We start from the raw sequence: 25,393 nt of genomic DNA on the forward strand, positions 1-25,393 counted from the left end.
TCCATTGGTGTGTTCCAGAAGTTCGAGTCCAGGTGATCATCATGTGGTGGAGCAAAGGTAAATCGCGGGTAACCGAGGGCGTCCAGGCCCTGGCATCGCCAATGATCGTGTCCCTGGAGCCGCGAATGCTGTTCGACGGCGCGGTGGCCGCGACCGTGGCCGAGGTGGCGCAACCGGACACTCATCCCACGGCCGAGGCCGCCACTGCGCCCGCTGCCGACCAGCCAGCGGACCACACTGCTCCGCAAGGCCAGGTCGACGCCACCGAGGCGGCGGTGCCGGGCAAGAGCGTGTTGTTCGTCGATAGCCGGGTCAAGGACTCCGCCAGCCTGCTCGAAGGCGTGGCGCCCGGTACCCAGGTGGTGCAACTGGATGCGAGCAAGGACGGTTTGCAGCAAATTGCCGATTACCTGGACAGCCACCAGGGCGTGAGCTCAGTGCAGATCATCGCCCACGGTAACGCCGGCGATCTGTGGCTAGGCAACAGCTACCTGTCGGCGGATAACGTCCAGTCCCGCAGCGAGGTACTGGCGCAGATCGGCCAGGACATGAACGTGGGCGGCGATATCCTGATCTATGGCTGCTACACCGCCGAAGGCGAGCGGGGCCTGAGCCTGGTCGATTCACTGGCGCAACTGACCGGCCGCGACGTGGCCGCATCCACTGACCGCACCGGCCTGGGCGGCGACTGGGAGCTGGAAATCGCCACCGGCAACATCGAAAGCGCCAACGTGCTGTCGGCCAGTGCCATGAGCGAGTATCAATGGGGCCTGGCCACCTGGACCGCCACCAACAACCTCAATGCCGGCGTGGGTTCCCTGCGCGCGGCGCTGGGGTCTGCGCAGAACGGCGACATCGTCACGTTCAACACCAGCATGACCGTCGGGCTGACGTCGGTGTTGGTGGTCGACAGGAACATCACCATCGATGGGGACCTCAATAACGACAACGTTGCCGACGTGACCCTCGACGGCCAGTACCGCACACAGGTCATCAATGTGACCGCCGGCACCACGGCCACCTTCGATGGCCTGGTGATTACCCGTGGCATGACGGCCGGCAACGGCGGTAACGGCGGCGACGATGCGTTGGTGAGCAAGGGCGGCGGCATCTACAACGCCGGTACCTTGACCCTGAAAAACGTCACGGTGACCGCAAACGCCGCTTCGGGCGGTGGTGGCGGTGGTGGCGTGACGCCGCAGTACGCCGGGGGCGGCGGCGGCGGCGGCGGCGCGATCACCGGCGGTACAGGCGGCAAGGGTGGCGACACGTTGAACTCCACAGGTGCCAACGGCACGGCGGGGCAGGGCGGCGCGGGCGGTGGCTTCTTCAATATTGGCGGGCGTGGCGGTTCCACCAGTGGCGGCGCGGGTGGCGCGGCATACCCCGGCTACAGCACCGGTTCAGCCGGTGGCGCGGCGACCAGCGGCGGCTTGTCCATCGGCGGTGGCGGCGGTGGTGACGGCTACAACGACATCGGTGGCGCCGGCGGCGGTGCGGTCGGCGGGATCTACAACGATACCGGCGCGACCTTGCGGGTCATTGGTAACTCGGTCATCTCCAACAACGTTGGTGCCGGCGGTGGCGGCGGCGGCGGCGGTGCGGGGGGTAGCTACTACCAGGCGGGCGGTGCGGGTGGCGTCGGCGTCGGTGCTATCTGGAACAAAGGTTCGATCCTGATGACCGCGGCCAACTTCGTGGCACTGGCCGGTAACGTCGGCGGCAGCGGCGTAGGGGGGACGAGCGCGGGCTCTGCCGGTGTTTCTCCGGCGTCGGTGGCCAATATCTATGGCGACGGCGGCACGCTCAACACCAACTATGTACCGGACGAGACACCTCCCACCGCGACCGTCGTGGTGGCCAACACCAACCTGAACTCCGGCGGCACCTCGACGGTGACCATCACCTTCTCCGAAGCCGTGACGGGCCTCACTGCGGCAGACCTGACGGTGCAGAACGGCAGCGTCGGCACCTTGACCAGTGGCGACGGCGGCATCACCTGGACCGGTACGTTGACCGCGGCCAGCAACATCGCCGACACCACCAACATTATTACTCTGAACAACGCCGGCGTTGCCGACCTGGCCGGCAATGCCGGCGTGGGCACCACTGACTCGAACAACTACATCGTCAACGATACCGTGGCGCCGACGGCGTCTATCGTGGTCAGCGACACCGCCCTCAGGATCGGCGAAACGAGCGTAGTGACCATCACCTTCAGCGAAGCAGTGAGCGGTTTCACCGCTGCCGACCTGACCGTCGCCAACGGTTCGATCAGCGGCCTGAGCAGCAGCGACGGTGGCATCACCTGGACGGCCACGCTGACGCCGGACGCGGCTATCACCGATACCACCAATCTCGTTGTCCTGAATAACACCGGTGTGGCGGACCTCAATGGCAACGCTGGCGTGGGGACCACCAACTCCAACAACTACGCCATCGACACACAACGCCCCACCGCCACCCTCGTGGTAGCCGACAGCGCTCTCAGGATCGGTGAAACCTCGGGGGTGACCATCACCTTCACCGAGGCCGTGAGTGGTTTCACCCTCGCCGACCTGACCGTTGCCAATGGCGTATTGAGTGGGCTGAGCAGCAGCGATGGCGGCATTACCTGGACCGCGACGCTCACCCCGAGCGCCAGCACCAGCGACACCACCAACCTGATCACCCTGGACAACACCGGCTTGAGTGACCTGGCGGGCAACGCCGGCAGTGGCACCACCGATTCCAATAACTATGCCATCGATACCCTGCGCCCGACCGCCAGCATCGTGGTGGCCGACACCGCCCTGAGCATCGGCGAAACCTCTCAGGTCACCATTACCTTCAGCGAAGCCGTGACCGGTTTCACCCTGGCCGACCTGGCCGTTGCCAATGGCGTGTTGAGCGGGCTGAGCAGCAGCGATGGTGGCATCACCTGGACTGCGACGCTCACCCCGAGCGCCAGCACCAACGATGCCACCAATTTGATCGTCCTGGCCAATACCGGTGTGGCGGACGCCGCCGGTAACGCGGGCAGCGGTACCACCAGCTCCAACAACTACGCCGTCGACACCCAGCGCCCCACCGCGACCCTCGTGGTGGCCGACAACGCCCTGAGCGTCGGCGAAACCTCGCTGGTGACCATCACCTTCAGCGAAGCGGTGACAGGCTTTACCAGCGCCGACCTGACGGTCACCAACGGCGCGCTCACCGGCCTGAGCAGCGGCGACGGCGGTATCACCTGGACCGGCACGCTCACGCCGACCGCCAGTACCAGCGATGCCAGCAATCTGATCACCCTGGACAACACCGGCGTGAGTGACGCGGCGGGCAACGCCGGCAGCGGCACCACCGATTCCAACAACTACGCCATCGACACGCTGCGCCCGACCGCCACTATCGTGGTTGCTGACACCGCCATCACCGTTGGCGAAACCTCGCTGGTGACCATCACGTTCAGCGAGGCGGTGACCGGTTTCACCCTGGCCGACCTGACCGTCGCCAACGGCAGCCTCAGCGGCTTGAGCACCAGCGACAACATCACCTACACCGCAACCTTCACCCCGAGCGTCGGCATCACCGACGCCACCAACCTGGTCACCCTCACTAACACCGGCGTCGTGGACGGGGCGGGCAACGTCGGCAGCGGCACCACCGACTCCAACAATTATGCCGTCGATACCCAGCGCCCGACCGCGACCCTCGTGGTGGCTGACAACGCGCTGAGCGTCGGCGAAACCTCGCTGGTGACCATTACGTTCTCCGAAGCGGTCAGCGGCTTCGACAATTCGGACCTGAGCGTGGCCAATGGCACGCTGAGCGCGGTCAGCAGCAGCGATGGCGGTATCACCTGGACCGCCACCTTCACCCCGGCCCTCGGCGTCAGCGACACGTCGAATGTGATTACCCTGAACAACACCGGTATCAGCGATGCGGCGGGCAATACCGGTACCGGCACCACCAACTCCAACAACTACCAGGTCGACACCAACGTGCCGACGGCGACCATCGTGATCGCCGATACCACGCTGAGTATTGGCGAGACATCGTTGGTCACCGTGACCTTCAACTCGGCGGTCAGCGGGTTCGACAATGCGGACCTGACCGTCAGCAACGGCACCCTCGGCACCCTGAGCAGCACCGACGGCGGCGTCACCTGGACGGCCATGTTCACGCCGAGCGCCAGTATTTCCGATACCAGCAACGTGATCACCCTGGACAATACCGGCTTAATCAACGGCGCCGGCAACGCAGGCGTCGGCACCACCGATTCCAACAACTACGCCGTCGACACTGTGCGCCCGACCGCGACCATCGTCGTCGCCGACACCGCCATTGCCGCCGGCCAAACCTCGCTGGTGACCATCACCTTCAATGAGGCCGTGACGGCGTTCACCGATGCTGACCTGACCGTCGCCAACGGCGTGATCTCGGGGCTGAGCAGCAGCGACGGCGGCATCACCTGGACCGCGACCTTCACGCCGACCGCTGGCGTCACCGACACCAGCAACGTCATCACGTTAAACAGTGGTGGCATCGTTGACCTGGCCGGCAACATCAACCTCGGCGCCACCGACTCCAATAACTACGCGCTGGATACCCTGCGTCCAACCGCAACGATCGTGCTGGCCGATTCCAACCTGAGTGTTGGCGAAACCTCGTTGGTGACCATTACCTTCAGCGAGGCCGTGACCGGTTTGAGCAACGATGATCTCAGTGTTGCCAACGGCACCCTGAGCGCCGTCAGCAGCAGTGACGGCGGCCTGACCTGGACGGCGGTCTTCACGCCGGCCCTCGGCGTGCGAGACACCACCAACCTGATCACCCTGGACAACACTGGCGTGAGCGACGCGGCGGGCAATACCGGCACCGGTACCAGTAACTCCGCCAACTACAGCATCGATACGCAGGTGCCGACGGCAACCATCGTGGTCGCCGATACATCGTTGAACATCGGTGAAACCTCGCAGGTGACCATCACCTTCAGCGAAGCGGTGAGCGGTTTCGACAACAGCGACCTGACCCTCGGCAACGGCACACTCAGCACCCTGAGCAGCAGCGATGGCGGCGTTACCTGGACGGCCACATTCACGCCGAGCACGAACATTACCGATACCAGCAACCTGATCACCCTGAACAATACCGGCGTCGTCAATGTCTCCGGCAACCCAGGCGTGGGCACCACCGATTCCAACAACTTCACGATCGACACGCAGCGCCCAACCGCGACGATCTCCGTGGCCGACAACAACCTGGGCATCGGGCAGACCACCACGGTGACCATTGGCTTCAGTGAAGCGGTGAGCGGTTTCGATCTGTCGGACCTGAGCGTGGCCAATGCGGTGTTGTCCAACCTGGCCAGCAGCGATGGCGGTAAAACCTGGACCGCCACCTTGACGCCGACGGCGGCCATCAGCGATGCCACCAACCTGATCGTACTGGACGCCAGCCTGGTCAATGATGCCGCGGGTAACGCCGGCAGCAGCATCGTGATTTCCAACAACTTTGCGATTGATGGGGAGCGCCCGACCGCGACTATCAGCGTGGCCAACCCCAACCTGACGGTCGGGCAGACCACCACGGTGACCTTCACCTTCAGCGAGAAGGTCAGTGGCTTCGCGCTCGACGACCTCAGTGTGGCCAACGGTATCCTGTCCAACCTGGCCACCAACGACGGTGGCACGACCTGGACCGCGACCCTGACACCCACCGCGAATATCAATGACCCGAGCAACTTCATCACGCTGGACTCCAGCCTGGTGGCAGACCTGGCGGGCAACGCCGGCGGCGGTTTTGCCAACTCCAACAACTTTGCGGTCAACACCATCGCGCTGACGGGCGACCCGCTGTTCCGTGTCACCGCGCCGGCGGCGCCCCAGGATGCGCCGAACCCGCCGTTGCAGCCGATCATCTTCGGCCGCCCAGGTGGCGATCTGGGTTCGCCCATCGGCTTCCCGCCGCTGTTCGAGCAGCGTGAGATGGGGGGTGGCTTGCCGCCCATCGGCAGCATCTTCATCAAAAACGGTGTGTCGTCTCCCAGCTTTATCGCCCAGGTGTTCGATACCGATGGCAGTGGCGATGGCGCTGGCAATGGTTTCCTCGGCTTCGGTGCGGGCGACGGCGGGGTATTTGGCTCAAGCACGTTGTCGGGCCTGTTCAACCGCGAAAACAGCGGCGGCGACAGTGGCCCCGGCGCGTTCGACAACAAGTCGATCAAGGGCAATGGTGATGCGGCCCAGGGCTTGCGAGGCATGTTGGGTGCCCCGACCCTTGGCCAGCAACTGCAACAGATCAAAGACATAGAGCATCGCCAGGTGATGGACCTGGCGGCCGCGCTGCAACAGGTCGGCATCAGCGAAATGCAGGCTTGAACATATTCGAATTCGGGCACAGGAATAGGGGCAGTACAGGGATGAAGACAGGTCATAAGTTGTTCGGCGCCAGCCTGCTGGCGCTGGCGGTGAGTGGTTGTGCGGTCACCAGCGAGCCGATTGAACGCAGCATCAGCGAGCAGCGAGCCCGCAGCGATCTGAACGGCATGTACACCAACCAGGAGCCCTTGAGCGGCCCGCTGACTTTGCACCAGGCCATGGCCCGTGCGGTGAAATACAACCTCGAGGGCCGCTTGAAGGTCATGGAAGAAGCCTTGGCCAAGCGCCAGTCCGACCTCTCCAGCTTCGACATGCTGCCACGCATGGCGCTGTCGGCCGGCTACGCCGGGCGCAACAACACCAACGCCTCCAGCAGCCAGAGCGTGCTCACGGGCACCCAGTCTCTGGAGCCGTCCACCTCCCAGGACCGCGACCGCCGCGTGGCGGACCTGACCATGGTGTGGAACGTGCTCGACTTCGGCGTCAGCTACATCAGCGCCAAGCAACAAGGCGACCAGCGCCTGATCATTCAGGAACGCCGGCGCAAGGTGATCAACACCATTGTGCAGGACGTGCGCTCGGCCTATTGGCGAGCGGTGGCGGCCGAGCGTCTGCTGACCCAGATCGACAGCCTGATGGCACGGGTCGACCAGGCCCAGACCGACAGCCAGAACATGAGCGAACAGCGGATCGGCGACCCGGTCCAGGCCCTCGGCTACCAGCGCTCGCTGATCGAAGCCACGCGCCAATTGCAGGAACAGCGGCGTGCCCTGTCCCTGGCCAAGACGGAACTGGCGACCCTGATCAACCTGCCCATGGGCAGCGACCTGAAACTGGCCACGCCGGACGATTACACCGTGCCCCAACTCAAGGTCAACCTGGCCAGCCTGGAGCAGGAAGCCCTGGCCAACCGGCCGGAACTGCGCGAGCAGGATTACCAGACCCGCATCAGCGCCGCCGAAACCCGCAAGGCCATGCTGCGCCTGCTGCCGGGCCTGGAGTTCTCCGCCGGCGGCCACTACGACAGCAACTCGTTCCTGGTGGACAACCGCTGGGCCGACTACGGCGCCAAGATCACCTGGAACCTGTTCAACGTGCTCTCCGCCCCGGCCGCCATCGATGTCGCCAAAGCCGGTGAAGAGGTCGCCACCGCGCGGCGCCAGGCCATGTCCATCGCGGTGCTGGCACAGGTCTATGTGGCCAACGCCAACTTCCAGGACGCGGTACGCCAGTTCAAGACCACCGAACAATTGGCCAATATCGACGGGCAAATCCTCACCCAACTGCGCAACCGCCACCAGGCGGCGGGCCTGGGCGAACTGGACCTGATCCAGGGCGAACTCAACACCCTGCAAGCCGATCTGCGCCGCGACCTGGCCTACGCCGACCTGCGCAACGCCTACGGTCAGATCTTCGCCAGCGCCGGGCTCGACCCGTTACCCGAGCAGGTCGACTCCGACCGCGTGCAATCGATCGCCAGCGCCCTGGCCAGCCGCGAATCGGCGTGGGCCGCCGGCAACATCACTGCGCCGCAGCCTCGTGCGCTCGTCGACTAACCTGGTCGCTCCGGCGGCGAGTATCAGCCGCCGCCAGCGCGAGGCCCGCCATGGGCATCGCGGCATCGCGATCCTGCTCACCGGCCTGCCGGCGTCGGGCAAGTCGACCGTGGCCCAGGGGCTGCAAGCGGCGTTGTTCGAACAAGGCCGGCAAAGCATCGTGCTCGACGGCGATGCCTTGCGCGGCGGCTTGAACAACGACCTGGGCTTTGCCGACAGCGACCGCCTGGAAAACATCCGCCGTGCCAGCGAGCTCGCGGCGCTGCTGGTGGACAACGGGCAAATCGTGATCCTGGCGATGATCGCTCCGCTGGTGGAACTGCGTGCGGTGTTTGCCAAACGGTTGGGGGCCGATTACCGGCAAGTCTGGTGCAGTGCCTCCCTGGCGGTGTGCGAAGGGCGCGATCCCAAAGGGCACTATGCGCGGGCGCGTAGGGGAGAGTTGCCGGCGTTCACCGGCATTGGCTCACCGTACGAGCCTCCCGCAGATGCTGCGTTGGTGCTGGATACCGGCACGCTGTCGGTGCAACAGAGCGTCGAGCGGTTGCTGGCTTGGCTGGCGCCTGGGCTAGACTCTGGGGAACCGCCTTCTTAGGAGCCTGCCATGGAATCGCCAGTGCATAACCTGTCGTCACTGTTCAAACAGCTGGGTTTGCCGGATGACGCGGTCAGTATCGAGAAATTTGTGGCTGTCCACTCACCACTAAAGCCGGATCTGAAATTGGCAGATGCGTTTTTCTGGACGGACAGCCAGAAAGCGTTTTTGCGCGATGAAATCCGCGAGGACGCGGATTGGGCGGAAGTGGTGGATGAGTTGAATCTGATGTTGCGGGGTGGGCGAGGGGTGTAAAAAACTTAGAGAAATCGCCAAAACTTGAGCGTCGAATTCACCCTGCAAATGGCCCGCCGCGCGCTGGAAGTGGAACTGCGCGAAGAAACCGAATGTCTGGACCGCTACGACCGCGTAATCAACGCCGTGAACCAACGTTACGACGTGCGCGGCAGCGATTTGTCGAAGTTAGTAATGATGTGCCTGGATAACGAGGGCAAGGTTTCCAGGCACCGGCGCAAGCAGTTTCAGTACAGCGTGCCAGAGGAGGTGTTTGAGTTTATTGAGCAGGAGGTGGGGCATGCCCTGCGCCGACGCTCCCACACGTTGTTTTGTTGTGTGGCAGATATCGCGATTTTGCTGATGCCCACACCCCGTCACTCGTCCGTGAAATTGTTTCAAAACTTGACGCATCTTCTGTCATCCGCCATATTGATAGTTAGCAAACTAACTGTATGCGAACTATCCATTGCCCCAATCCCTCGAACAACTCCAGATGAGCCTCAGCAGCAGCATGGTGGGGGGCGCTCGTCACTGGCGCAAAATCTGCCAGGCCACGTTGGTCAGCTACGGTATTTCCGAAGCCTGTGCCGTGCCGTTGTTGATGATCGGCCGCTTGGGCGACGGTGTGCACCAGGTGAAAGTGGCCCAGGCCTCCGGGATGGAAAGCCCGTCGCTGGTGCGGCTGCTCGACCGGCTGTGCCATGACGGTTATGTATGCCGTACCGAAGACCTCCACGATCGCCGCGCTAAATCCTTGAGCCTTACCGAGCGTGGCCGCGAGCTGGTGCAAGCGGTGGAGGCGCAATTGGTGCGTCTGCGTCGTGACGTGCTGGCCGACATTGCGCCCGCCGATCTGGACGCCGCGCTGCGTGTGCTGCGCGCTTTTGAGGCGGCGACGCTTTGAGCGGATTTTTCAGCGGTTTTCCGCCGGCCCGCGACTGGTTCTATGGGGTACGTACCTTCGCCGCGTCGATGATCGCCTTGTACATCGCCATGCTCATGCAAATGCCGCGTCCGTACTGGGCGATGGCCACGGTGTATATCGTCTCCAGCCCGTTCGTCGGCCCCACCAGCTCCAAGGCTCTGTACCGCGCCATCGGCACTTTCATGGGCGCGGCGGCGGCGGTGGTGTTCGTGCCGATGTTCGTGCAGGCGCCGTACATCCTGGTGGTGGTGATTGCACTGTGGACGGGCACCTTACTGTTCCTCTCCATGCACCTGCGCACCGCCAACAACTACGCCCTGATGCTGGCCGGCTACACCTTGCCGTTGATCGCCCTGCCGGTAGTGGATAACCCGCTGGCGGTGTGGGATGTGGCCGAGGCGCGGACCGAAGAAATCTTCCTCGGCATCGTGGTCGCCGCCGTGGTGGGCGCGATGTTCTGGCCGCGCCGCCTGATGCCGGTGTTCGATGGCTCGGTGGCCAAGTGGTTTACCGATGCCCAGGTCTATAGCCAGCGCTTTTTAACCCGCAAGGTAGAGCCTGAAGAAGTCAGCACCTTGCGCGGCGGCATGGTCGCCACCTTCAACACTCTGGAATTGATGATCGGCCAACTGCCCCATGAAGGCGCGCGGCCGCAGACCGTGCGCAACACCAAGGAACTGCGTGGGCGCATGATCCATCTGCTGCCGGTGGTGGACGCCCTCGACGACGCGCTATACGCCATTGAACACCGTGCACCGGCATTTCTCGATCAACTCAAGCCACTGCTGCACGCAACTGAGCAGTGGCTGCAAAGCACCGCCGAGCGTGCGCCCATGGAACGCTGGCGCGCCCTGCGTGATCAGGTCGACGCCCTGCAACCCCAAGGTCAAGCGCTGGACGACCGCTACACGCTGCTGTTTTCCAACGCGCTGTATCGCCTGGGTGAGTGGATCGACCTGTGGCAAGACTGCCGCAGCCTGCAAGCCGCCATCCAGTGCGAAAGCCAGGACACCTGGCGCGCCGTGTACCGTCACTGGCGCCTGGGTCGGCTCACGCCATTTCTCGACCGTGGCCTGATGTTCTACTCCGCGTTTTCCACCGTCACCGCGATCATCGTCGCCTCGGTGCTGTGGATCCTGCTGGGCTGGACCGACGGTGGCAGTGCCGTGATCCTGGCGGCCGTCGCCTGCAGCTTTTTCGCTTCGATGGACGACCCCGCACCGCAGATCTACCGGTTCTTTTTCTGGACCGCGCTGTCGGTGCTGTTCGCCAGCCTGTATCTGTTTCTGGTGCTGCCCAATCTGCATGACTTTCCGATGCTGGTGCTGGCGTTCGCGCTGCCGTTTATCTGCATCGGCACGCTGACGGTGCAGCCGCGCTTCTACCTGGGCATGCTGCTGACGCTGGTGAATACCTCATCGTTTATCAGCATCCAGGGTGCTTACGACGCAGACTTCCTCAACTTCGCCAACGTCAACCTGGCAGGTCCCGTGGGCCTGTTGTTTGCCTTTGTGTGGACGCTGGTCGCGCGGCCCTTCGGCGCCGAACTGGCGGCCAAGCGCCTGACCCGTTTCAGCTGGCGCGACATCGTCGGCCTGACGGAACCTGCCACCCTGGCCGAACACCGGCACCTGGCCGTGCAAATGCTCGACCGTCTGATGCAGCACCTGCCGCGCCTGGCCCTCACCGGCCAGGACACCGGCATCGCCCTGCGCGATTTGCGCGTGGCGCTGAACCTGCTCGACCTGCTGGCCTACTCGCCGCGCATCCTCGGCGTGCCACGGGTGTTGCTCAACCAAGTGGTGGAGGGCGTGGGCGCCTACTTCAAGGCCTGCCTTAACGCGGGTGAACGCTTGCCCGCGCCGAGCGGTCTGCTGATGACCCTCGACCGCACGCGTCGCGCCCTCAATGGCCAGGGCCTGCAAGACGAAGACGATACCCGCCTGCACTTGCTGCACGCACTGGCCGGCCTGCGCCTGGCGCTGCTGCCGGGCGTGGAATTTATTGGCGGCACCGAGGTGCAGGCGCCGCTGCCGGATGGAGCGCCTTTATGATCGGTGATCTGGATATCAGCGGCGTGTTCCTGCCCACGCTGCTGGTGCTGATGGGCATTACGTACGTGTTGTTTCTGGTGGTGCACGGGCTGTTGACGCGCATGCACTTCTATCGCCTGGTCTGGCACCGGGCATTGTTCAATGTGGGGCTCTACGCGCTGTTGCTGGGCGCGGTGGACTCACTCAGTCGATACCTGATGACATGAAAAAACCTTTTTTGACCATCGGCCGTGTAGTCCTGACGTTGTTGATCGTGAGCTTTGCGGTTGTCGTTGTGTGGCGCATGGTCATGTATTACATGTATGCGCCCTGGACCCGTGACGGCCACATCCGCGCCGACATCGTGCAGATCGCCCCGGACGTTTCCGGGCTGATCCAGCGCGTCGACGTGCAGGACAACCAGCTGGTGACCAAGGGCCAGGTGCTGTTTGCCGTCGATCAGGACCGCTTCAAGCTGGCCCTGCGCCAGGCCCAGGCCGCCGTCGCCGACCGCCAGGAAACCCTGGCCCAGGCCCAGCGCGAGTACAAGCGCAACCGGGGTTTGGGCAACCTGGTGCCCAGCGAGCAGCTGGAAGAGAGCCAGTCCCGCGTGGCCCGTGCCCAATCGGCGCTGCTCGAAGCCCAGGTGACGGTGGATGCGGCCCAGCTCAACCTCGATCGCTCGGTGATCCGCAGCCCCGTGGACGGCTACGTCAACGACCGCGCACCGCGCACCCAGGAATTCGTCACCGCCGGGCGCCCGGTGCTGTCGGTGGTGGACAGCAATTCCTTCCATATCGACGGCTACTTCGAAGAGACCAAGCTCGACGGCATCCATGTCGGCATGGGTGTGGACATCCGCGTGATCGGCGACAACGCTCGCCTGCACGGCCATGTGCAGAGCATTGTCGCCGGCATCGAAGACCGTGACCGCAGCAGCGGCTCCAACCTGCTGCCCAACGTCAACCCGGCGTTCAGCTGGGTGCGCCTGGCCCAGCGGATTCCGGTGCGTATTGCCTTTGACGAGGTGCCGGCGGACTTTCGCATGATCGCCGGGCGTACGGCCACGGTGTCGATCATTGGCGACAAGCCCAATGCCGGAGCCCAGCCATGAAACAGCTGCTGGCCACCGCCGCGCTGGGGTTGTTGCTGTCGGCCTGCCAGGTCGTAGGCCCGGATTACCAGGTGCCCGACACGGCCGCCGTCAACCGTGCCGACCTGCAAGGGCAACTGCCTGTGGACGGTAAAAACGGGGTGTCGGCACCGGTGCCGGCCGATTGGTGGAAGTTATACAAAGACCCGCGCCTGGATGAGCTGGTGCGCCAGGCCATGGCCTCCAACACCGACCTGCGCGTGGCCGCCGCCAATTTGCAGCGTGCCCGTTACCAGACGCAACAGGCTGAATCCGCCGGCGGTTGGAGTGCCGGCGCCAAGGCCGAAGCGCAGCGCCTGCAGGAATCCGGCGAAGCGTTCCTGCTGGCGGACAAAGTCCCGGTGGGCAATATCGGCAGCGTGGGCATCACCACCTCGTATCAATTCGACCTGTTCGGCACCTTGCAGCGCGGTATCGAAAGCGCCCACGCCAGCGCCGATGCGGCCCAGGCCGCCGCCGATATCGCGCGTATCACGCTGGTCGCCGATGTGGTGCGTTCCTATACCCAGGTGTGTGCGGCCAACGAAGAGCTGGCGATTGCCCACCAATCCCTGGACCTGCAAGCCCAAAGCACCCGCTTGACCCAGCGTCTGCGCGACGCCGGCCGTGGCGATGAAACCCAGGTCACCCGTTCGCAAACCCAGTACAAATCCCTGCGTGCCGACATGCCGCGCTACGAAGCCGCGCGCCAGGCCGGGTTGTTCCGCCTGTCGATGCTGCTGGCCAAGCCGGTGGACCAATTGCCGACGGGCACCGCCAGCTGCGCCGAGCTGCCGCACATCGCCCAGCTGTTGCCAGTGGGTGATGGCGCCGCGCTGCTCAAGCGGCGTCCCGATGTGCGTCAGGCCGAACGCCAACTGGCCGCTGCCACGGCGCGTATCGGTGTGGCCACCGGCGCCTTGTACCCGGACATCGCCATCGGCGCCACGGTGGGCACGGTCGGCCTGCTCGACAACCTCGGCCAGCCAGCCACTAACCGCTGGGGCTTTGGCCCGATGATCAGTTGGACGGTGCCGACCAACGGCGCCCGCGCGCGCATCCATGAAGCCGAAGCCGCCACCCAGGGTGCCCTGGCGCATTTCGACGGGGTGGTGCTCAATGCCATCCGCGAAACCCAGACCGGCCTTGCGCAATACACCGCCGTGTTGCAACGCCGCGACGCGCTGGCCGACGCCGAGCAATCGGCCCAAGAAGCGGCAGACCAGACCCACCGGTTCTTCCAGGCCGGGCGCGAATCGTTCCTGGCCGACCTGCAAGCCACCCGCACCTACACCAATATGCGCGCGCAACTGGCAGCGGCCAATACCCAGGTTGCCATGAGTCAGATCGATCTGTTCCTGGCCCTGGGCGGCGGTTGGGAAAGCGGACGAACGCAAGCATCACAACCCGGCAAACCCTGAGCGAATGACTATGCTTTGTCAGGTGGAGCGCCGCGACGCTTCACCTGACACTGCTCGCGTTTGCTCATGGGGATTCCAATAATGAAAAACCCTTATGCTCCCGCTTTCTGGTGCGTGCTCTTCGCACTGGTGCTGTTATCGGCCGCGTATTTCTATGGCGTCATGCTCGCCCACCAGCTCGACAAGGCCATGGTGTTTCTCGACAGTGCCTGCCTGGTGATCGGCACGCTGTCCATCGGCGTAGTGGCCTGGGCCTCCTACCAGAACCAACGGGTCAAGAAAAAACTCCTCGAACAAGGCAAGACCCGTGTGGCGATCTGGGACACCAAGGTCGCGCTGCGCCGGGTCGAAACCGTGTTTGACCGCTATTTCTGGGGCAGTTACTGGCAGCCGGGCCGCACCTTTCAGGAAGTCATGGGCGACCTCACCGGCACGCCCCTGGAAAAAAGCCTCGAAGTCCTGAAAAAACAGTGCGTGATGCTCGATAAGCAAGTCGCCGATGGCCGGCATTGGCTGAATAACGCGCGGGAATTGTCCGATGTCGCCACCCAAATGGCCCGCGAGCGCTACCAACTGGACTTCTGCGACCCCAAGGCCGACACCCCCGGCAACGCGGTGATACACCGCGAGTTTGAGGTGCTGGTATACACCTGGACGGCGCGTTTGAAGAGTTTCGATCACCAGTTGGATGAAATCGAGTTGGAGTACTCCTGAACTCCTGGTGAACTGGTCCTTCTGAAAGGCTGGGCCGTTTGCGGTCGCCAGTGCTAATCTTCCCCCCGTTTTCGGCGGGCTTGAGCCAACCCCCTATAGGGTTCAAGGAAGACAGCCCACTTCTCACAGGATTTGATCAGGTCATCTCATGAATAAGCCAGGAGTCGTTCTTTTGGGTTTCGTTGTCGCCGTAGGCGTCGTCAGTGCAGGCGGCGCCTGGTACACCGGTAAACAACTGGAGCCGGTGCTGCAAACCGCGATCCAGAACGCCAACAACGAACTGCGAACCTCCATGGCCGGTGTCGACGGCACGGTCGCCCTGGAGTTGGTTTCCCTGGACCGTGGCGTGTTCAGCAGCACCGCCCACTACCGTCTCAAGGCGCAGGGCTCGGTGTTTGGTGAAGAAAACCCGAACCCAGAATTGCTCTTTGTCGACCATATCGAACACGGCCCGCTGCCGTTTTCGCGCCTGGTGACGCTCAAGTGGCTGCCGGTCATGGCCACCAGTCACTATGCACTGGAAAAGAGCCCCACCACCGAGAAGTGGTTCGCCGCTGCCAAAGACGTATCGCCGCTCAAAGGCGTGGCCAATATCGGTTACACCCGTTCCGTCAACGGCAACGTCGAGTTGCTGCCTCTGGAGTTCAAGGACGACACCTCGTCGGTGAGCTTCTCCGGCGCCAACCTGAATTTCGACGGCACCGCCGAAGGCCAGAAGGTCAAGGCCGACGGCTTTATGAACAGCCTCAAGGTCGCCGCCGTGGATGCTAAGGGCGAAGCCTTCGAGGCTGAACTGTCTGGCCTGACCGTGGCCAGCAACCTGGAAAAATCCACGTTCGGTTTTTACACCGGGCAAAACACCATCGAGCTGACCGATAGCAAGTTCACCTTCGGCCCGCAGAAGGCCGTATTGAGCATCAAAGGCTTCGAGCAGAAAGACTCCAGCGAAACCCAGGACAACAACCTGGCCGGCCGCGTCGACTACAAGATCGACGAGATCGGTTACCAGGGTAAACCCGTGGGTTCGGCGGCCATGGCCCTGAGCATGAAGAATGTCGACATCCCGGCGATGCTGGTACTGACCAAGCTTTACCAGGACAAGATGCAGCCGGTGCAAGCCGCCGCCGCCGCCGGCGAGCCGGTACCGGAGCTGCAACTGACCGAAGCCGAACAAGCCCTGGCCGAAGCCAACGTCAACCAGGTACTGGCCGCCAAGCCGCACCTGGCGCTGGAAAACCTGTCGCTGAAAACCACCCACGGCGAAAGCAAGTTCAACCTGCTGGTGGACCTGACCAAGCCCGCGTCCATGGAACTGCCGCCGGTTGAGCTGGGCAAGCAAATGGTCTCGCTGCTGGATGCCAACCTGAGCCTGTCCAAGCCGATGATCGGCGATGTGGCCGCCCTGCAAGCGCAACTCGGTGGCGTGACCGACCCTAAAGCCATCGAGCAGCAATCCCAGATGGCCGCCGATATGGTCAGCGGCATGGCCGTCGGCACTCAACTGGCGACCCTGGTCGGCAGCGACGTGGTTGCCAAGCTGCACTACGCCAACAATGAAGTGACCTTCAACGGCCAGAAGATGACCGTCGAGCAGTTCATCAGCTTTGTCATGGCCAAGCTCGGTGCGGCGCGCGGCGCGCAGTAACACCTCAACACCCGGCCTCTTAGCGAGGCTGCTTGAAATGCAGTCAAAATGTGGGAGCGGGCTTGCTCGCGAATACGCAGTGTCAGTCACCCGATACGGTGACTGACCCACTGCATTCGCGAGCAAGCCCGCTCCCACATTGGTTTTGTGTCGGCCCGACTCAGCGGCTCCCCGCCAATTCTGAACAATTGTTCTCAATTGGACTTCTGCCCGCTTTCCTACGAGATAGTTCACACAGGAAAGCTAGGCCGGGTCATTAGACGCCGGCATCCTGCAGCCAATCGCTCAGGACCACCTATCGTTACAGCTTTCCGTGTGTAAGGAAGCTCACGATATGTTGCGAAACCTACCACTCAGTGCATCAGGCCGGTTGCGACTGCTCATCGGCGCAGCCTTATGCAGCCAGCTGTTGGTGCCCGCCATCGCCATGGCCGATCCGGCCTATGACGCACTGATCATCCAGGCGCGCAACGGCCACTTCACTCCCGCGCTCACCCAGCTGCGCCAACTGTCCGCCGAGCGCCAGACGCCGGGCCAGGTCAGTGACCACCTGGTGATTGCCGGTTGGGCCGGGCAGGACGCCGAAGTGCTGCAGGTGTACGAGTCCCAGGGACAACACCGCGACCTCAGCCCCCAGGCGCTGGCCACCGTCGCGCGTACTTATCGCAACCAGAAACAATGGGCCCAGGCTGAGAGCGTTTATCGCCGGGCACTGCTGCGCGAGCCGGATAACGTCGACCTGCAGCTGGGCCTGGCCCTCACCCAGGCCGACGGCGGCAAGGCCAGCGAAGCGGTGCAACGGACCCGCGCGCTGGTGGCCGCCAGGCCCGATGATCCCAACCGCCGCATGGCCCTCGGCTACGCCTTGACCCGTGCCGGCTTGAACTATGACGCGCTGTTTGAATTCGACCAGGCGTTTATCCGCGCCGGCGACAAACCTGAAGTCGCCCGCGAATACCTCATCGCCCTGCAAAAGGCCCGCCTGCCGCAAGCCGCGTTGCGCCTGTCGGCCCAGCGCCCGGACCTGCTCGACCCGGTGACCCAGCGCCGCCTGGAAGGCGACCTGGCCGCCGAGCGCGTGCGAATGGCCGAGTTCGCCACCCGCACCGAACAAGAACGCTATGTGATCGCCGACCGCGCGCTGCGCGATTACGACACCCTGCTCGCTCGCTGGACCCCCGACGCCAGCGCCCATGACGACGTCGTGCGCTGGCGCATCGACCGCCTCGGCGCGCTCAAGGCGCGCGCGCGCACCGCCGAGGTGATCCGCGAGTACGAAACCCTTAAAAGCGAAGGCGTGCCATTGCCCACCTACGCCGTGCGCTGGGTGGCCGCCGCCTACCTCGACCAGCGCCAGCCGGAAAAGGCCGAGCCGCTGTATCGCCAGGCCCTGAGCGCCGCCGACGCCGAACCCGATGATCGCGTTGAAGACACCACGGCGTTGTTCTATGCCTTGCAGGAAAGCAACAAAGGCGAGGACGCCCGCGAGGTCGCCAACAACCTCGCCAACAGTCAGAAACCACGGGTCGAACTCAAGGGCCTGCCCATCGGCAACCCCAACGATTCATGGATGGACGCCCAGCAACTGGCGGCCCAGGCCGGCGTCTACGGCGGCGACCTGCCGGGCAGCGAAGAGGGCCTGAACGCCTTGGTGGCAAAAGCCCCTGGCAACGTTGGCCTGCGCCTGGCCCAGGCCGACATGTACCGCGCCCGCGACTTGCCACGGCGCGCCGAAGGTATTCTGAAAGAGACCGAAGCCCAGGCCCCGCGCGACATTGGCCTGGAAGTCAGCCAGGCCTACACCGCCCTGGATCTGCAGGAGTGGCGCCAGCTCGACGTGCTCACCGACGACGTGATCGCCCGCCACCCGGACAGCCGCCAGGTGCAGCGCCTCAGTCGCCTGCGCGATGTGCACGACATGGCCGAATTACGCGTTGAAGCCTACACCGGTAAAAGCTTCGGCGGCGGCAATGACAGCGAAGCCGGGGCCGTGGCCGGCAGCCGCGACTGGGGCATCGAAAGCGTGATCTACACGCCGCCCATCGACGAAGACTGGCGCCTGTTCGCCGGTGCCGGTTATGCCACCGCCGATTTCAGCGAAGGCACCGGCCAGCACCGCTGGCAGCGCGTGGGCGTGGAGCGGCGCACCCGCGACATGACTATAGAAGCCGAGGTCTCCAACCATTCCTACGGCGATGGCGCCAAGCAAGGCGCCGCGATATCGATTGCCCGCGACATCAACGATAACTGGCAATACGGCGCGAGCCTCGGCTACCTGCTCACCACCACGCCACTGCGGGCGTTGAATGACGGCGTCACGGCCAACGGCGGCAGCGGCTTTATCCGCTGGCGCGCCAACGAAAGCCGCGAATGGAAACTGACCCTCAGCCCCTCCCATTTCAGCGATGGCAACGACCGCTTCGAAGCCTTGCTCAGCGGCCGTGAGGGCCTCTACAGCTCGCCGAAAGTGCAAGTGGACCTGGGCCTGGAAGTCGGCGCCAGCCGCAACAGCAAGGAAGACACGGTGTACTTCAACCCCAAGTCGGACTTCACCGTGTTGCCCGTCCTCAACATCAACCATGTGCTCTATCACCGCTACGAGACTCAGTGGAGTCAGCAGTTCCAGGTCGGTGCGGGTACGTATAGCCAGCGGGATTATTCCACCGGTGGCATTGGTCTGGTGGGCTATGGCCAACGCTTTCGCTGGAATGACGTCCTGGAAGTCGGCGCCAACCTGAGCCTGATCAGCCGACCCTACGACGGTGATCGCGAACGCGATCTGCGCCTGCTCGTCGACCTCACTTACCGTTTCTAAAAGAGCCTGACCATGACCGTCCTCAGCCGTTGCTTATTGGTCCTGGGTGTATTGCTGGCCAGTGCCTGCGCCCAGCAACCCGCACCTTTCACCCCACCCGCCGAGCGGCCGACCCCGGTCAATGAAGTGGCGTGGCCAAAAAACCACTTCCTGGGCATTGCCTACCACGACGTCTCGGACCGCGACCCCGACCAGGCCGTCGTGGCGGTGCGGACCGAGCGTTTGATCGAGCAACTGGCCTGGCTGCGTGAAAACGGCTACCAGGCGGTCAGTGTCGACCAGATCCTCGCCGCACGCCGTGGCGGCCCGGCGTTGCCGCCCAAAGCCATCATGCTCAGCTTCGATGATGGCTATTCCAGCTTCTACACGCGGGTGATGCCGATTCTGCGCGCCTACCATTGGCCGGCCTTGCTGGCGCCGGTAGGCACGTGGATCGACACACCGCTGAACCGGCCGGTGGACTTTGCCGGTACCCCACGGCCACGTGGCGAGTTCCTGACCTGGCAGCAGATCCGTGAAGTGTCGCAGTCCGGCCTGGTGGAAATTGCCGCGCACACCGATGCCAACCATAAAGGCATTCTGGCCAACCCCCAGGGCAACCTGGAGCCGGCGGCAACGACACGGCGCTTTGATCCAGCGACCCAGCGCTACGAAAGCGAAGCGCAGTTCCAGGCGCGTATGCGGGCTGACGTCAGCGCGATTTCCAACAAAATCCGCGCGGTCACCGGCAAGGCACCGCGGGTGTGGGTGTGGCCCTATGGCGCGGCGGATGGCACCTCGCTGACAGTGGTCGGCGAGCAGGGCTACCAGATGGCCCTGACCCTTGAGGACGGCCTCGACAACCTGGGCAACCTGATGAACAGCCCACGATTCCTGGTGGCCTCCGACCCGGATGGCGAACACTTCGCCAACAGCATCGTCACCGTGCAGGCCAAGGTGCCTTTGCGGGTCCTGCATGTGGACCTGGACAATGTGTACGACCCCGACCCGGCCCAACAGGCGCGCAACCTCGACCAGTTGGTCCAGCGCGTGGTGGACATGGGCGCCGGCACGGTGTTCCTGCAAGCGTTCGCCGACCCCAAGGGCGATGGCCTGGTGCATTCGCTGTACTTCCCCAACCGCCATCTGCCGATGCGCGCCGACCTGTTCAACCGCGTCGCCTGGCAGTTGCGCACCCGCGCCCATGCCAGTGTCTACGCCTGGATGCCGGTCCTGAGTTTCGCCCTTGATCCCAAGCTGCCACGCGTGACGCGATGGAACCCGAAGACCGGCGCCATCGGCCTCGACCCCGACCAGTACCAGCGCCTGTCACCGTTTGATCCCAAGGTGCGGCAGGTCATCGGCGAACTCTATGAAGACCTGGCGCGCGTCGGGCCGATCGACGGCATCCTTTACCACGACGATGCGGTGTTCAACGATTTCGAAGACGCCAGCCCCGCGGCGCTGAAAACCTATGCCGCCAATGGCCTGCCCGACACCATCGCGGCACTGCGTGCGGACCCGGCAGTGATGCAACGCTGGACGCGCTTCAAGAGCCGCTACCTGATCGACTTCACCCACGAACTCACCGCCAAGGTCCGCGCCATCCGTGGCCCGCAGGTGTTGACCGCACGCAACATCTTTGCCGAGCCGATGCTCAACCCGCAGAGCGAAACCTGGTTTGCGCAGAACCTCGATGACTTCCTCCAGGCCTACGACTGGACCGCGCCGATGGCCATGCCCCTGATGGAAGGCCAGGAGGTCAAAACATCCAACGCCTGGCTGGAAAAACTGGTGGCCACGGTCAAGGCGCGCGGCGCGCTCGAGCGAACAGTGTTCGAACTGCAAGCCAAAGACTGGCGCACCCAAGACGCCACCGATATCAGCGCTGCGCAGATGGCTGAATGGATGGGTGTGCTCAAACGCCAGGGGGTCACGAGTTTTGGTTACTACCCGGACAACTTCCTGGAAAACTCCCCGGACCTGAAGACGGTGCGTCCGGCCCTTTCCAACCAATGGAATCCTTGACCATGTTCGACAGAATCCTGGCTTTATTCGTACTGGCATTGGTATTGGGTGTGCCCCTGGGCTTGATCTTCCTGGTCACCGGGCAGTTCCTGATGGACTTCGTGTTTTTCTACCCACTGTTCATGTCGGCGCTGTGGATCGCCGGCGGTTTGTACTTCTGGTTGCACTGGGAGCGCCACTGGCCCTGGAAAGAGGACACGCCGGCGCCGGTCCTGGCTGGCAACCCGCTGATCTCGATCATTATCCCTTGCTACAACGAAGGCGATAACGTCGCCGACACCCTCCATGCGGCGCTGGGCCAGTTGTACCCGAACATCGAAGTGATCGCGGTCAACGACGGCTCAAAGGACAACACCGCCGCCGTACTCGACGCCCTGGCGCTGGAACACCCCCGCCTGCGCGTGCTGCACCTGGCGCAGAACCAGGGCAAGGCCGTGGCCCTGCGCATGGGCGCCGTGGCCGCGCGCAGCGAATACCTGGTGTGCATCGATGGCGATGCGTTGCTCGACAAAAACGCGGCGGCGTATCTGGTCGCGCCGATGCTCGACAACCCGCGCCTGGGTGCCGTGACCGGCAACCCACGCATCCGCACGCGCTCGACCTTGATTGGCCGCGTGCAGGTGGGCGAGTTCTCCTCGATCATCGGGTTGATCAAGCGTACCCAGCGCGTGTTCGGACGCATCTTCACGGTGTCGGGGGTGGTGGTGGCGTTCCGTAAAAAGGCGCTGGACCGCATCGACTACTGGAGCACCGACATGATCACCGAGGACATCGATGTCAGTTGGAAGCTGCAGCTCGACCACTGGAGCATCTTCTATGAGCCCCGCGCGTTGTGCTGGATCCTCATGCCCGAAACCGTCGGCGGCCTGTGGAAACAACGCCTGCGCTGGGCCCAGGGCGGCGCCGAAGTGCTGTTCAAGAACATCCGGGGCATTTGGCAGTGGCGCCATCGTTACCTGTGGCCGTTGCTGTTCGAATACTGCCTGTCCACCGGGTGGGCGTTCACCTTCATGCTCTCGGTAATCTTCTGGGGCGTGGGTAAATTCATTCCAATGCCTCAAGCCATTGCCGTCGACTCGCTGATGCCGCCGGCGTTTACCGGGCTGGTGCTGGCGATGGTGTGCCTGTTGCAGTTCGCGGTGAGCATCCTGATCGACCGTCGGTACGAGAAAGACCTGTGGAAAACCCTGTTCTGGACGGTGTGGTACCCGATGGTGTTCTGGCTGGTCAGCCTGTTCACCACGTTGGTCAGTTTTCCCAGGGTGCTGTTCAACCAGCACCAGAGGCGCGCGCGCTGGGTCAGCCCGGATCGCGGTATCAAACCGCTCAATGAGGAGGCGTGATCATGAAGCTGGTCAGAACCCGCCAACATTTTCTGTTATGGATGATCGATGTGCTGTTGACGCTGATGGCCTGGGCCGGACTCGTCTGGTTGCTGGCGCGCGGCATTGGCTCGATGCTGGAAACCCACGCTGGCCCACGCCTGGAGGCGCCGATTTTCGCGGCGCTCAACACGTTGCAGATCTACCTGTGGATCGCGTTGTTCAACGCCGTGATCCTGGTCACCTGGGCGCGCTATCAGCAACGCAAAGGGCGCAAGTTCGCCCAGCGGCGCGCCGAGGCCAAGGCCCTGAGCGACCAGCGCCTGAGCGAGAGTTTTAGTCTGGCCGAGGGCGACCTGGAACAATTACGCCGTCCGGGTGTGCTGGTGATTCATAACGATGAAGACGGCGGCGTATCGGGAGTCAAAGCCCATGTCTCCCGTGATGTGGAAAAACCGGGCTTGGCCCTGGTGCCTGGCAAGGGCCAGAACAAAGACGCCAGCTAAGGCTGTAACCCAATCCATTGTGGGAGGGGGCAACCCCCTTTCACAGCGGGTCTGCACCTCCCGACCGTGAAGATGAAAGCCGACAAGTGGGATCCAATTCACAAAAAGGCCGCGAACTTTTCTGTATTTCCCGGTACTAACTTATCTCGGAAACAACTTGATGGCCAAATAATGGCAGTTTTTAAGTTGTCCGAAGAATCGTTATCAAAAGAGCTACCACCGGTCGGAATAACAGTTGTGGTCGCGGGTTTTTGCTCTTTTGATAATTTTTTATTGTTAGTAATCAATGGCTTGAGTGAGTGGCTGGCACGAATATTCAACTAGCTCGATTTCTTGGGTTAATCGAAGTTCGATGTTAGTTTCCCCGGCCCCTGATTTTCGATGGATCGAACATGTCTTCGTTATTGCCACGGACTCGGTATTACCTGTGCACTTTGTTGCTTGCTTACTTGAGCTTGAACAGTGCCATGGCCGCCCCTACGCCCGGGGATCAGGACCTGATCCGCGACCGCCAGAACCGCCTGCTCGAAGAGCAGCGTCGGCGCCTCGAAGAACTCCAGGACCTGCCCGGCAAAGGCAGCAAGCCGGAAGCGCCGGCACTGCCGGCGGACACCCGTTGCTTCCCCATCCAGGACATCGAACTCAAGGGCGCCGACAGCCTGTCCGCCGCCGACCGCGCGCGCCTGCTCAAACCCTATATCGGCCAGTGCCTGGGCGTCTCGCAGCTCAATGAACTGCTCAAGGTCATCACCGACTACTACATCGCCAAAGGCCGCGTCACCAGCCGCGCCTACCTGCCACAACAAGACCTTTCCAGCGGCCACCTGCAGGTGCTGGTGGTCGAAGGCAAGCTCGAAGGCTTGAAGGGCGCCCAGGGCAGCACGGTCACCGACCGCGAACTGGCCATGGCCTTTCCCGGCAAGGTTGGCGAGGCGCTGAACCTGCGCGAAGTCGAGCAACTGGTGGATCAGCTCAACCGTTTGCCGTCCAAGCAGGCGCAAATGGAACTGACCCCCGGCACGCAGATCGGCGGCAGCGAAGTCGTGGTCAAGAACACCCCGCAAAAGCCCTGGCGCGCCAGCCTGTCGCGCAATAACGATGGGCAGAAAAGCACCGGCGAACAGCAGTGGGGCGCGGGCCTTGAGTGGGACAGCCCCCTCGGCCTGGCTGACCAACTGATATTGCGCGGCGGCCACGATGCCGTCAGCGACCACCAGAAAACCTCGAAGAACAGCATGCTGTATTACAACGTGCCGTGGGGCTGGTGGAACTTCAGTTACACCTACAGTGAGAGCGATTACCGCACCTACGGTGTGACCAACGACTTCAAGTTCAAGCAGAACGGCGACAACCAGAACCACCAACTGCGCGCCGAGCGAGTCATCCACCGCGATGACGTCAGCAAGACGTCGGTGAACGTCGGCCTGTCGCACCTGCGCACCAACAACTACGTGCTCGACGTACGCACCGGGCCCAGCAGCAACCGCCTCAGCGAATTGCAGTTGGGCGTCAACCACGGGCGGCGCATCGGCAGTGCCTTCGTCAACCTCGACCTGGGCATGCAGAATGGCATCGGTTTGTTCGACGCCCAGTCTCAAGAAGAGCGCGACCCCTTCGGCAATCGCCAGCCCAATGCGCGCTACCGCAAATACACCGCCACCGTCAGCTACCTGCAACCGTTCACCTTGTGGGGCGAGTCGTTCAGCTTTTCCAGCCTGGCCACCGGCCAACGCAGCGAAGACATCCTGTTCAGCCCCCAGCGCATGAGCCTGGGTGGCTCGGCGTCGGTGCGGGGTTTCAAGGACCAGCAACTGATCGGCGACAGCGGCGGCTACTGGCGCAACGACGTGCGCTGGGCGCGCCCGGTGACCCTCGATTGGCTGCGCCCGGCCTTTGCCGAATACGGCGCCAGCGTCGGCTACGACCAGGGCGTGATCAGCAATGACCGCTACAACGGCGGCGTGCACGGCCGCGTCTCGAGCAACTCCCTGGAGCTGTTCGCCCGTGGCAAGTACGTCAGCACCAGCGTGACCTTTGCCCATTCTTTGGAACGCCCGGCAGTCATGGAGCGCGAAGCGCCGATCTACTTCCGCATGGACTTCTTCCTGTAATTCAACGCCCCGCAGCAA

At 63.3% G+C, this 25,393-nt stretch carries 17 protein-coding genes and 1 pseudogene; 17 read left to right on the plus strand and 1 reads right to left on the minus strand.

Annotated elements, in window-relative coordinates; translation table 11 throughout:
• The first annotated feature begins 41 nt into the window (after positions 1-41).
• The 16 genes and pseudogenes from AB4O05_RS05605 (at position 42) to pgaD (ending at position 23,264) form a co-directional block, all read left to right on the plus strand.
• Positions 42-6,356 carry an Ig-like domain-containing protein gene (locus tag AB4O05_RS05605; RefSeq protein ID WP_460132400.1) on the plus strand — a complete coding sequence of 2,105 codons (6,315 nt, stop codon included), beginning with the start codon at positions 42-44 and terminating at the stop codon, positions 6,354-6,356.
• A 41-nt stretch (positions 6,357-6,397) separates the two neighbouring features.
• Positions 6,398-7,912, plus strand: a complete 1,515-nt coding sequence (locus AB4O05_RS05610; RefSeq protein ID WP_460132399.1) for a TolC family protein — start codon at positions 6,398-6,400, stop codon at positions 7,910-7,912.
• Positions 7,896-8,507: an adenylyl-sulfate kinase gene (cysC, locus tag AB4O05_RS05615; RefSeq protein WP_460132398.1), complete on the plus strand. Its 612-nt coding sequence runs from the start codon at positions 7,896-7,898 to the stop codon at positions 8,505-8,507. Before AB4O05_RS05610 ends, cysC begins: the two co-directional genes overlap by 17 nt.
• Positions 8,508-8,516: 9 nt before the next feature.
• Positions 8,517-8,762 carry a DUF2789 domain-containing protein gene (locus AB4O05_RS05620; RefSeq protein WP_460132396.1) on the plus strand — a complete coding sequence of 82 codons (246 nt, stop codon included), beginning with the start codon at positions 8,517-8,519 and terminating at the stop codon, positions 8,760-8,762.
• 30 nt (positions 8,763-8,792) lie between these two features.
• Positions 8,793-9,050: pseudogene (locus AB4O05_RS05625) on the plus strand (Fic family protein); the annotation flags it as partial.
• A 187-nt stretch (positions 9,051-9,237) separates the two neighbouring features.
• A complete protein-coding gene (locus AB4O05_RS05630) occupies positions 9,238-9,648 on the plus strand; it encodes a MarR family winged helix-turn-helix transcriptional regulator (protein ID WP_460132395.1) in 411 nt (136 codons plus the stop codon).
• A complete protein-coding gene (locus AB4O05_RS05635) occupies positions 9,645-11,723 on the plus strand; it encodes an FUSC family protein (protein WP_460132393.1) in 2,079 nt (692 codons plus the stop codon). The genes AB4O05_RS05630 and AB4O05_RS05635 overlap by 4 nt, the downstream gene beginning before the upstream one ends.
• Positions 11,720-11,929, plus strand: a complete 210-nt coding sequence (locus AB4O05_RS05640) for a DUF1656 domain-containing protein (protein WP_003187469.1) — start codon at positions 11,720-11,722, stop codon at positions 11,927-11,929. The genes AB4O05_RS05635 and AB4O05_RS05640 overlap by 4 nt, the downstream gene beginning before the upstream one ends.
• The gene (locus AB4O05_RS05645; protein WP_460132392.1) at positions 11,926-12,816 is read left to right on the plus strand and encodes an efflux RND transporter periplasmic adaptor subunit; all 891 of its coding nucleotides are present in this window, start codon (positions 11,926-11,928) and stop codon (positions 12,814-12,816) included. The genes AB4O05_RS05640 and AB4O05_RS05645 overlap by 4 nt, the downstream gene beginning before the upstream one ends.
• Positions 12,813-14,255 (plus strand): efflux transporter outer membrane subunit, encoded by a 1,443-nt coding sequence (locus AB4O05_RS05650; RefSeq protein WP_460132390.1) that lies wholly within the window; start codon positions 12,813-12,815, stop codon positions 14,253-14,255. Before AB4O05_RS05645 ends, AB4O05_RS05650 begins: the two co-directional genes overlap by 4 nt.
• Positions 14,256-14,336: 81 nt before the next feature.
• Entirely contained in the window at positions 14,337-14,969 is a 633-nt protein-coding gene (locus tag AB4O05_RS05655; RefSeq protein ID WP_460132388.1) for an NADH:ubiquinone oxidoreductase subunit N, read from the plus strand.
• Between the two features lie 148 nt (positions 14,970-15,117).
• Complete coding sequence (locus AB4O05_RS05660) at positions 15,118-16,614, plus strand: YdgA family protein (RefSeq protein ID WP_460132386.1); 1,497 nt, start codon at positions 15,118-15,120, stop codon at positions 16,612-16,614.
• A gap of 334 nt (positions 16,615-16,948) precedes the next feature.
• Positions 16,949-19,429 carry a poly-beta-1,6 N-acetyl-D-glucosamine export porin PgaA gene (gene pgaA, locus AB4O05_RS05665; RefSeq protein WP_460132385.1) on the plus strand — a complete coding sequence of 827 codons (2,481 nt, stop codon included), beginning with the start codon at positions 16,949-16,951 and terminating at the stop codon, positions 19,427-19,429.
• Positions 19,430-19,441: 12 nt separating this feature from the next.
• The gene (gene pgaB, locus AB4O05_RS05670) at positions 19,442-21,436 is read left to right on the plus strand and encodes a poly-beta-1,6-N-acetyl-D-glucosamine N-deacetylase PgaB (protein ID WP_460132383.1); all 1,995 of its coding nucleotides are present in this window, start codon (positions 19,442-19,444) and stop codon (positions 21,434-21,436) included.
• Between the two features lie 2 nt (positions 21,437-21,438).
• Positions 21,439-22,779, plus strand: coding sequence for a poly-beta-1,6-N-acetyl-D-glucosamine synthase (pgaC, locus tag AB4O05_RS05675; protein ID WP_460132381.1), 1,341 nt, complete (start codon positions 21,439-21,441; stop codon positions 22,777-22,779).
• A 2-nt stretch (positions 22,780-22,781) separates the two neighbouring features.
• Positions 22,782-23,264: a poly-beta-1,6-N-acetyl-D-glucosamine biosynthesis protein PgaD gene (gene pgaD, locus AB4O05_RS05680; RefSeq protein ID WP_460132380.1), complete on the plus strand. Its 483-nt coding sequence runs from the start codon at positions 22,782-22,784 to the stop codon at positions 23,262-23,264.
• Between the two features lie 98 nt (positions 23,265-23,362).
• On the opposite strand, the gene AB4O05_RS05685 is transcribed toward pgaD, so the two are convergent.
• On the minus strand, positions 23,363-23,584 hold the full coding sequence (locus tag AB4O05_RS05685) for a hypothetical protein (RefSeq protein WP_460132379.1): 222 nt from the start codon (positions 23,582-23,584) through the stop codon (positions 23,363-23,365).
• Positions 23,585-23,656: 72 nt separating this feature from the next.
• On the opposite strand from AB4O05_RS05685, the gene AB4O05_RS05690 reads away from it, so the two are divergent.
• The gene (locus AB4O05_RS05690; RefSeq protein ID WP_460132378.1) at positions 23,657-25,375 is read left to right on the plus strand and encodes a ShlB/FhaC/HecB family hemolysin secretion/activation protein; all 1,719 of its coding nucleotides are present in this window, start codon (positions 23,657-23,659) and stop codon (positions 25,373-25,375) included.
• Positions 25,376-25,393: the final 18 nt, after the last annotated feature.

It is taken from the genome of Pseudomonas sp. S1_G07 (assembly GCF_054668565.1).

Coding starts and splice junctions, on each gene's coding strand:
- AB4O05_RS05620 (WP_460132396.1), top strand. CDS start 8,517: ATGGAATCGCCAGTGCATAACCTGTCGTCACTGTTCAAACAGCTGGGT.
- AB4O05_RS05660 (WP_460132386.1), top strand. CDS start 15,118: ATGAATAAGCCAGGAGTCGTTCTTTTGGGTTTCGTTGTCGCCGTAGGC.
- AB4O05_RS05640 (WP_003187469.1), top strand. CDS start 11,720: ATGATCGGTGATCTGGATATCAGCGGCGTGTTCCTGCCCACGCTGCTG.
- AB4O05_RS05655 (WP_460132388.1), top strand. CDS start 14,337: ATGAAAAACCCTTATGCTCCCGCTTTCTGGTGCGTGCTCTTCGCACTG.
- pgaD (WP_460132380.1), top strand. CDS start 22,782: ATGAAGCTGGTCAGAACCCGCCAACATTTTCTGTTATGGATGATCGAT.
- pgaC (WP_460132381.1), top strand. CDS start 21,439: ATGTTCGACAGAATCCTGGCTTTATTCGTACTGGCATTGGTATTGGGT.
- AB4O05_RS05650 (WP_460132390.1), top strand. CDS start 12,813: ATGAAACAGCTGCTGGCCACCGCCGCGCTGGGGTTGTTGCTGTCGGCC.
- pgaB (WP_460132383.1), top strand. CDS start 19,442: ATGACCGTCCTCAGCCGTTGCTTATTGGTCCTGGGTGTATTGCTGGCC.
- AB4O05_RS05690 (WP_460132378.1), top strand. CDS start 23,657: ATGTCTTCGTTATTGCCACGGACTCGGTATTACCTGTGCACTTTGTTG.
- AB4O05_RS05610 (WP_460132399.1), top strand. CDS start 6,398: ATGAAGACAGGTCATAAGTTGTTCGGCGCCAGCCTGCTGGCGCTGGCG.
- AB4O05_RS05605 (WP_460132400.1), top strand. CDS start 42: ATGTGGTGGAGCAAAGGTAAATCGCGGGTAACCGAGGGCGTCCAGGCC.
- pgaA (WP_460132385.1), top strand. CDS start 16,949: ATGTTGCGAAACCTACCACTCAGTGCATCAGGCCGGTTGCGACTGCTC.
- AB4O05_RS05645 (WP_460132392.1), top strand. CDS start 11,926: ATGAAAAAACCTTTTTTGACCATCGGCCGTGTAGTCCTGACGTTGTTG.
- AB4O05_RS05630 (WP_460132395.1), top strand. CDS start 9,238: ATGAGCCTCAGCAGCAGCATGGTGGGGGGCGCTCGTCACTGGCGCAAA.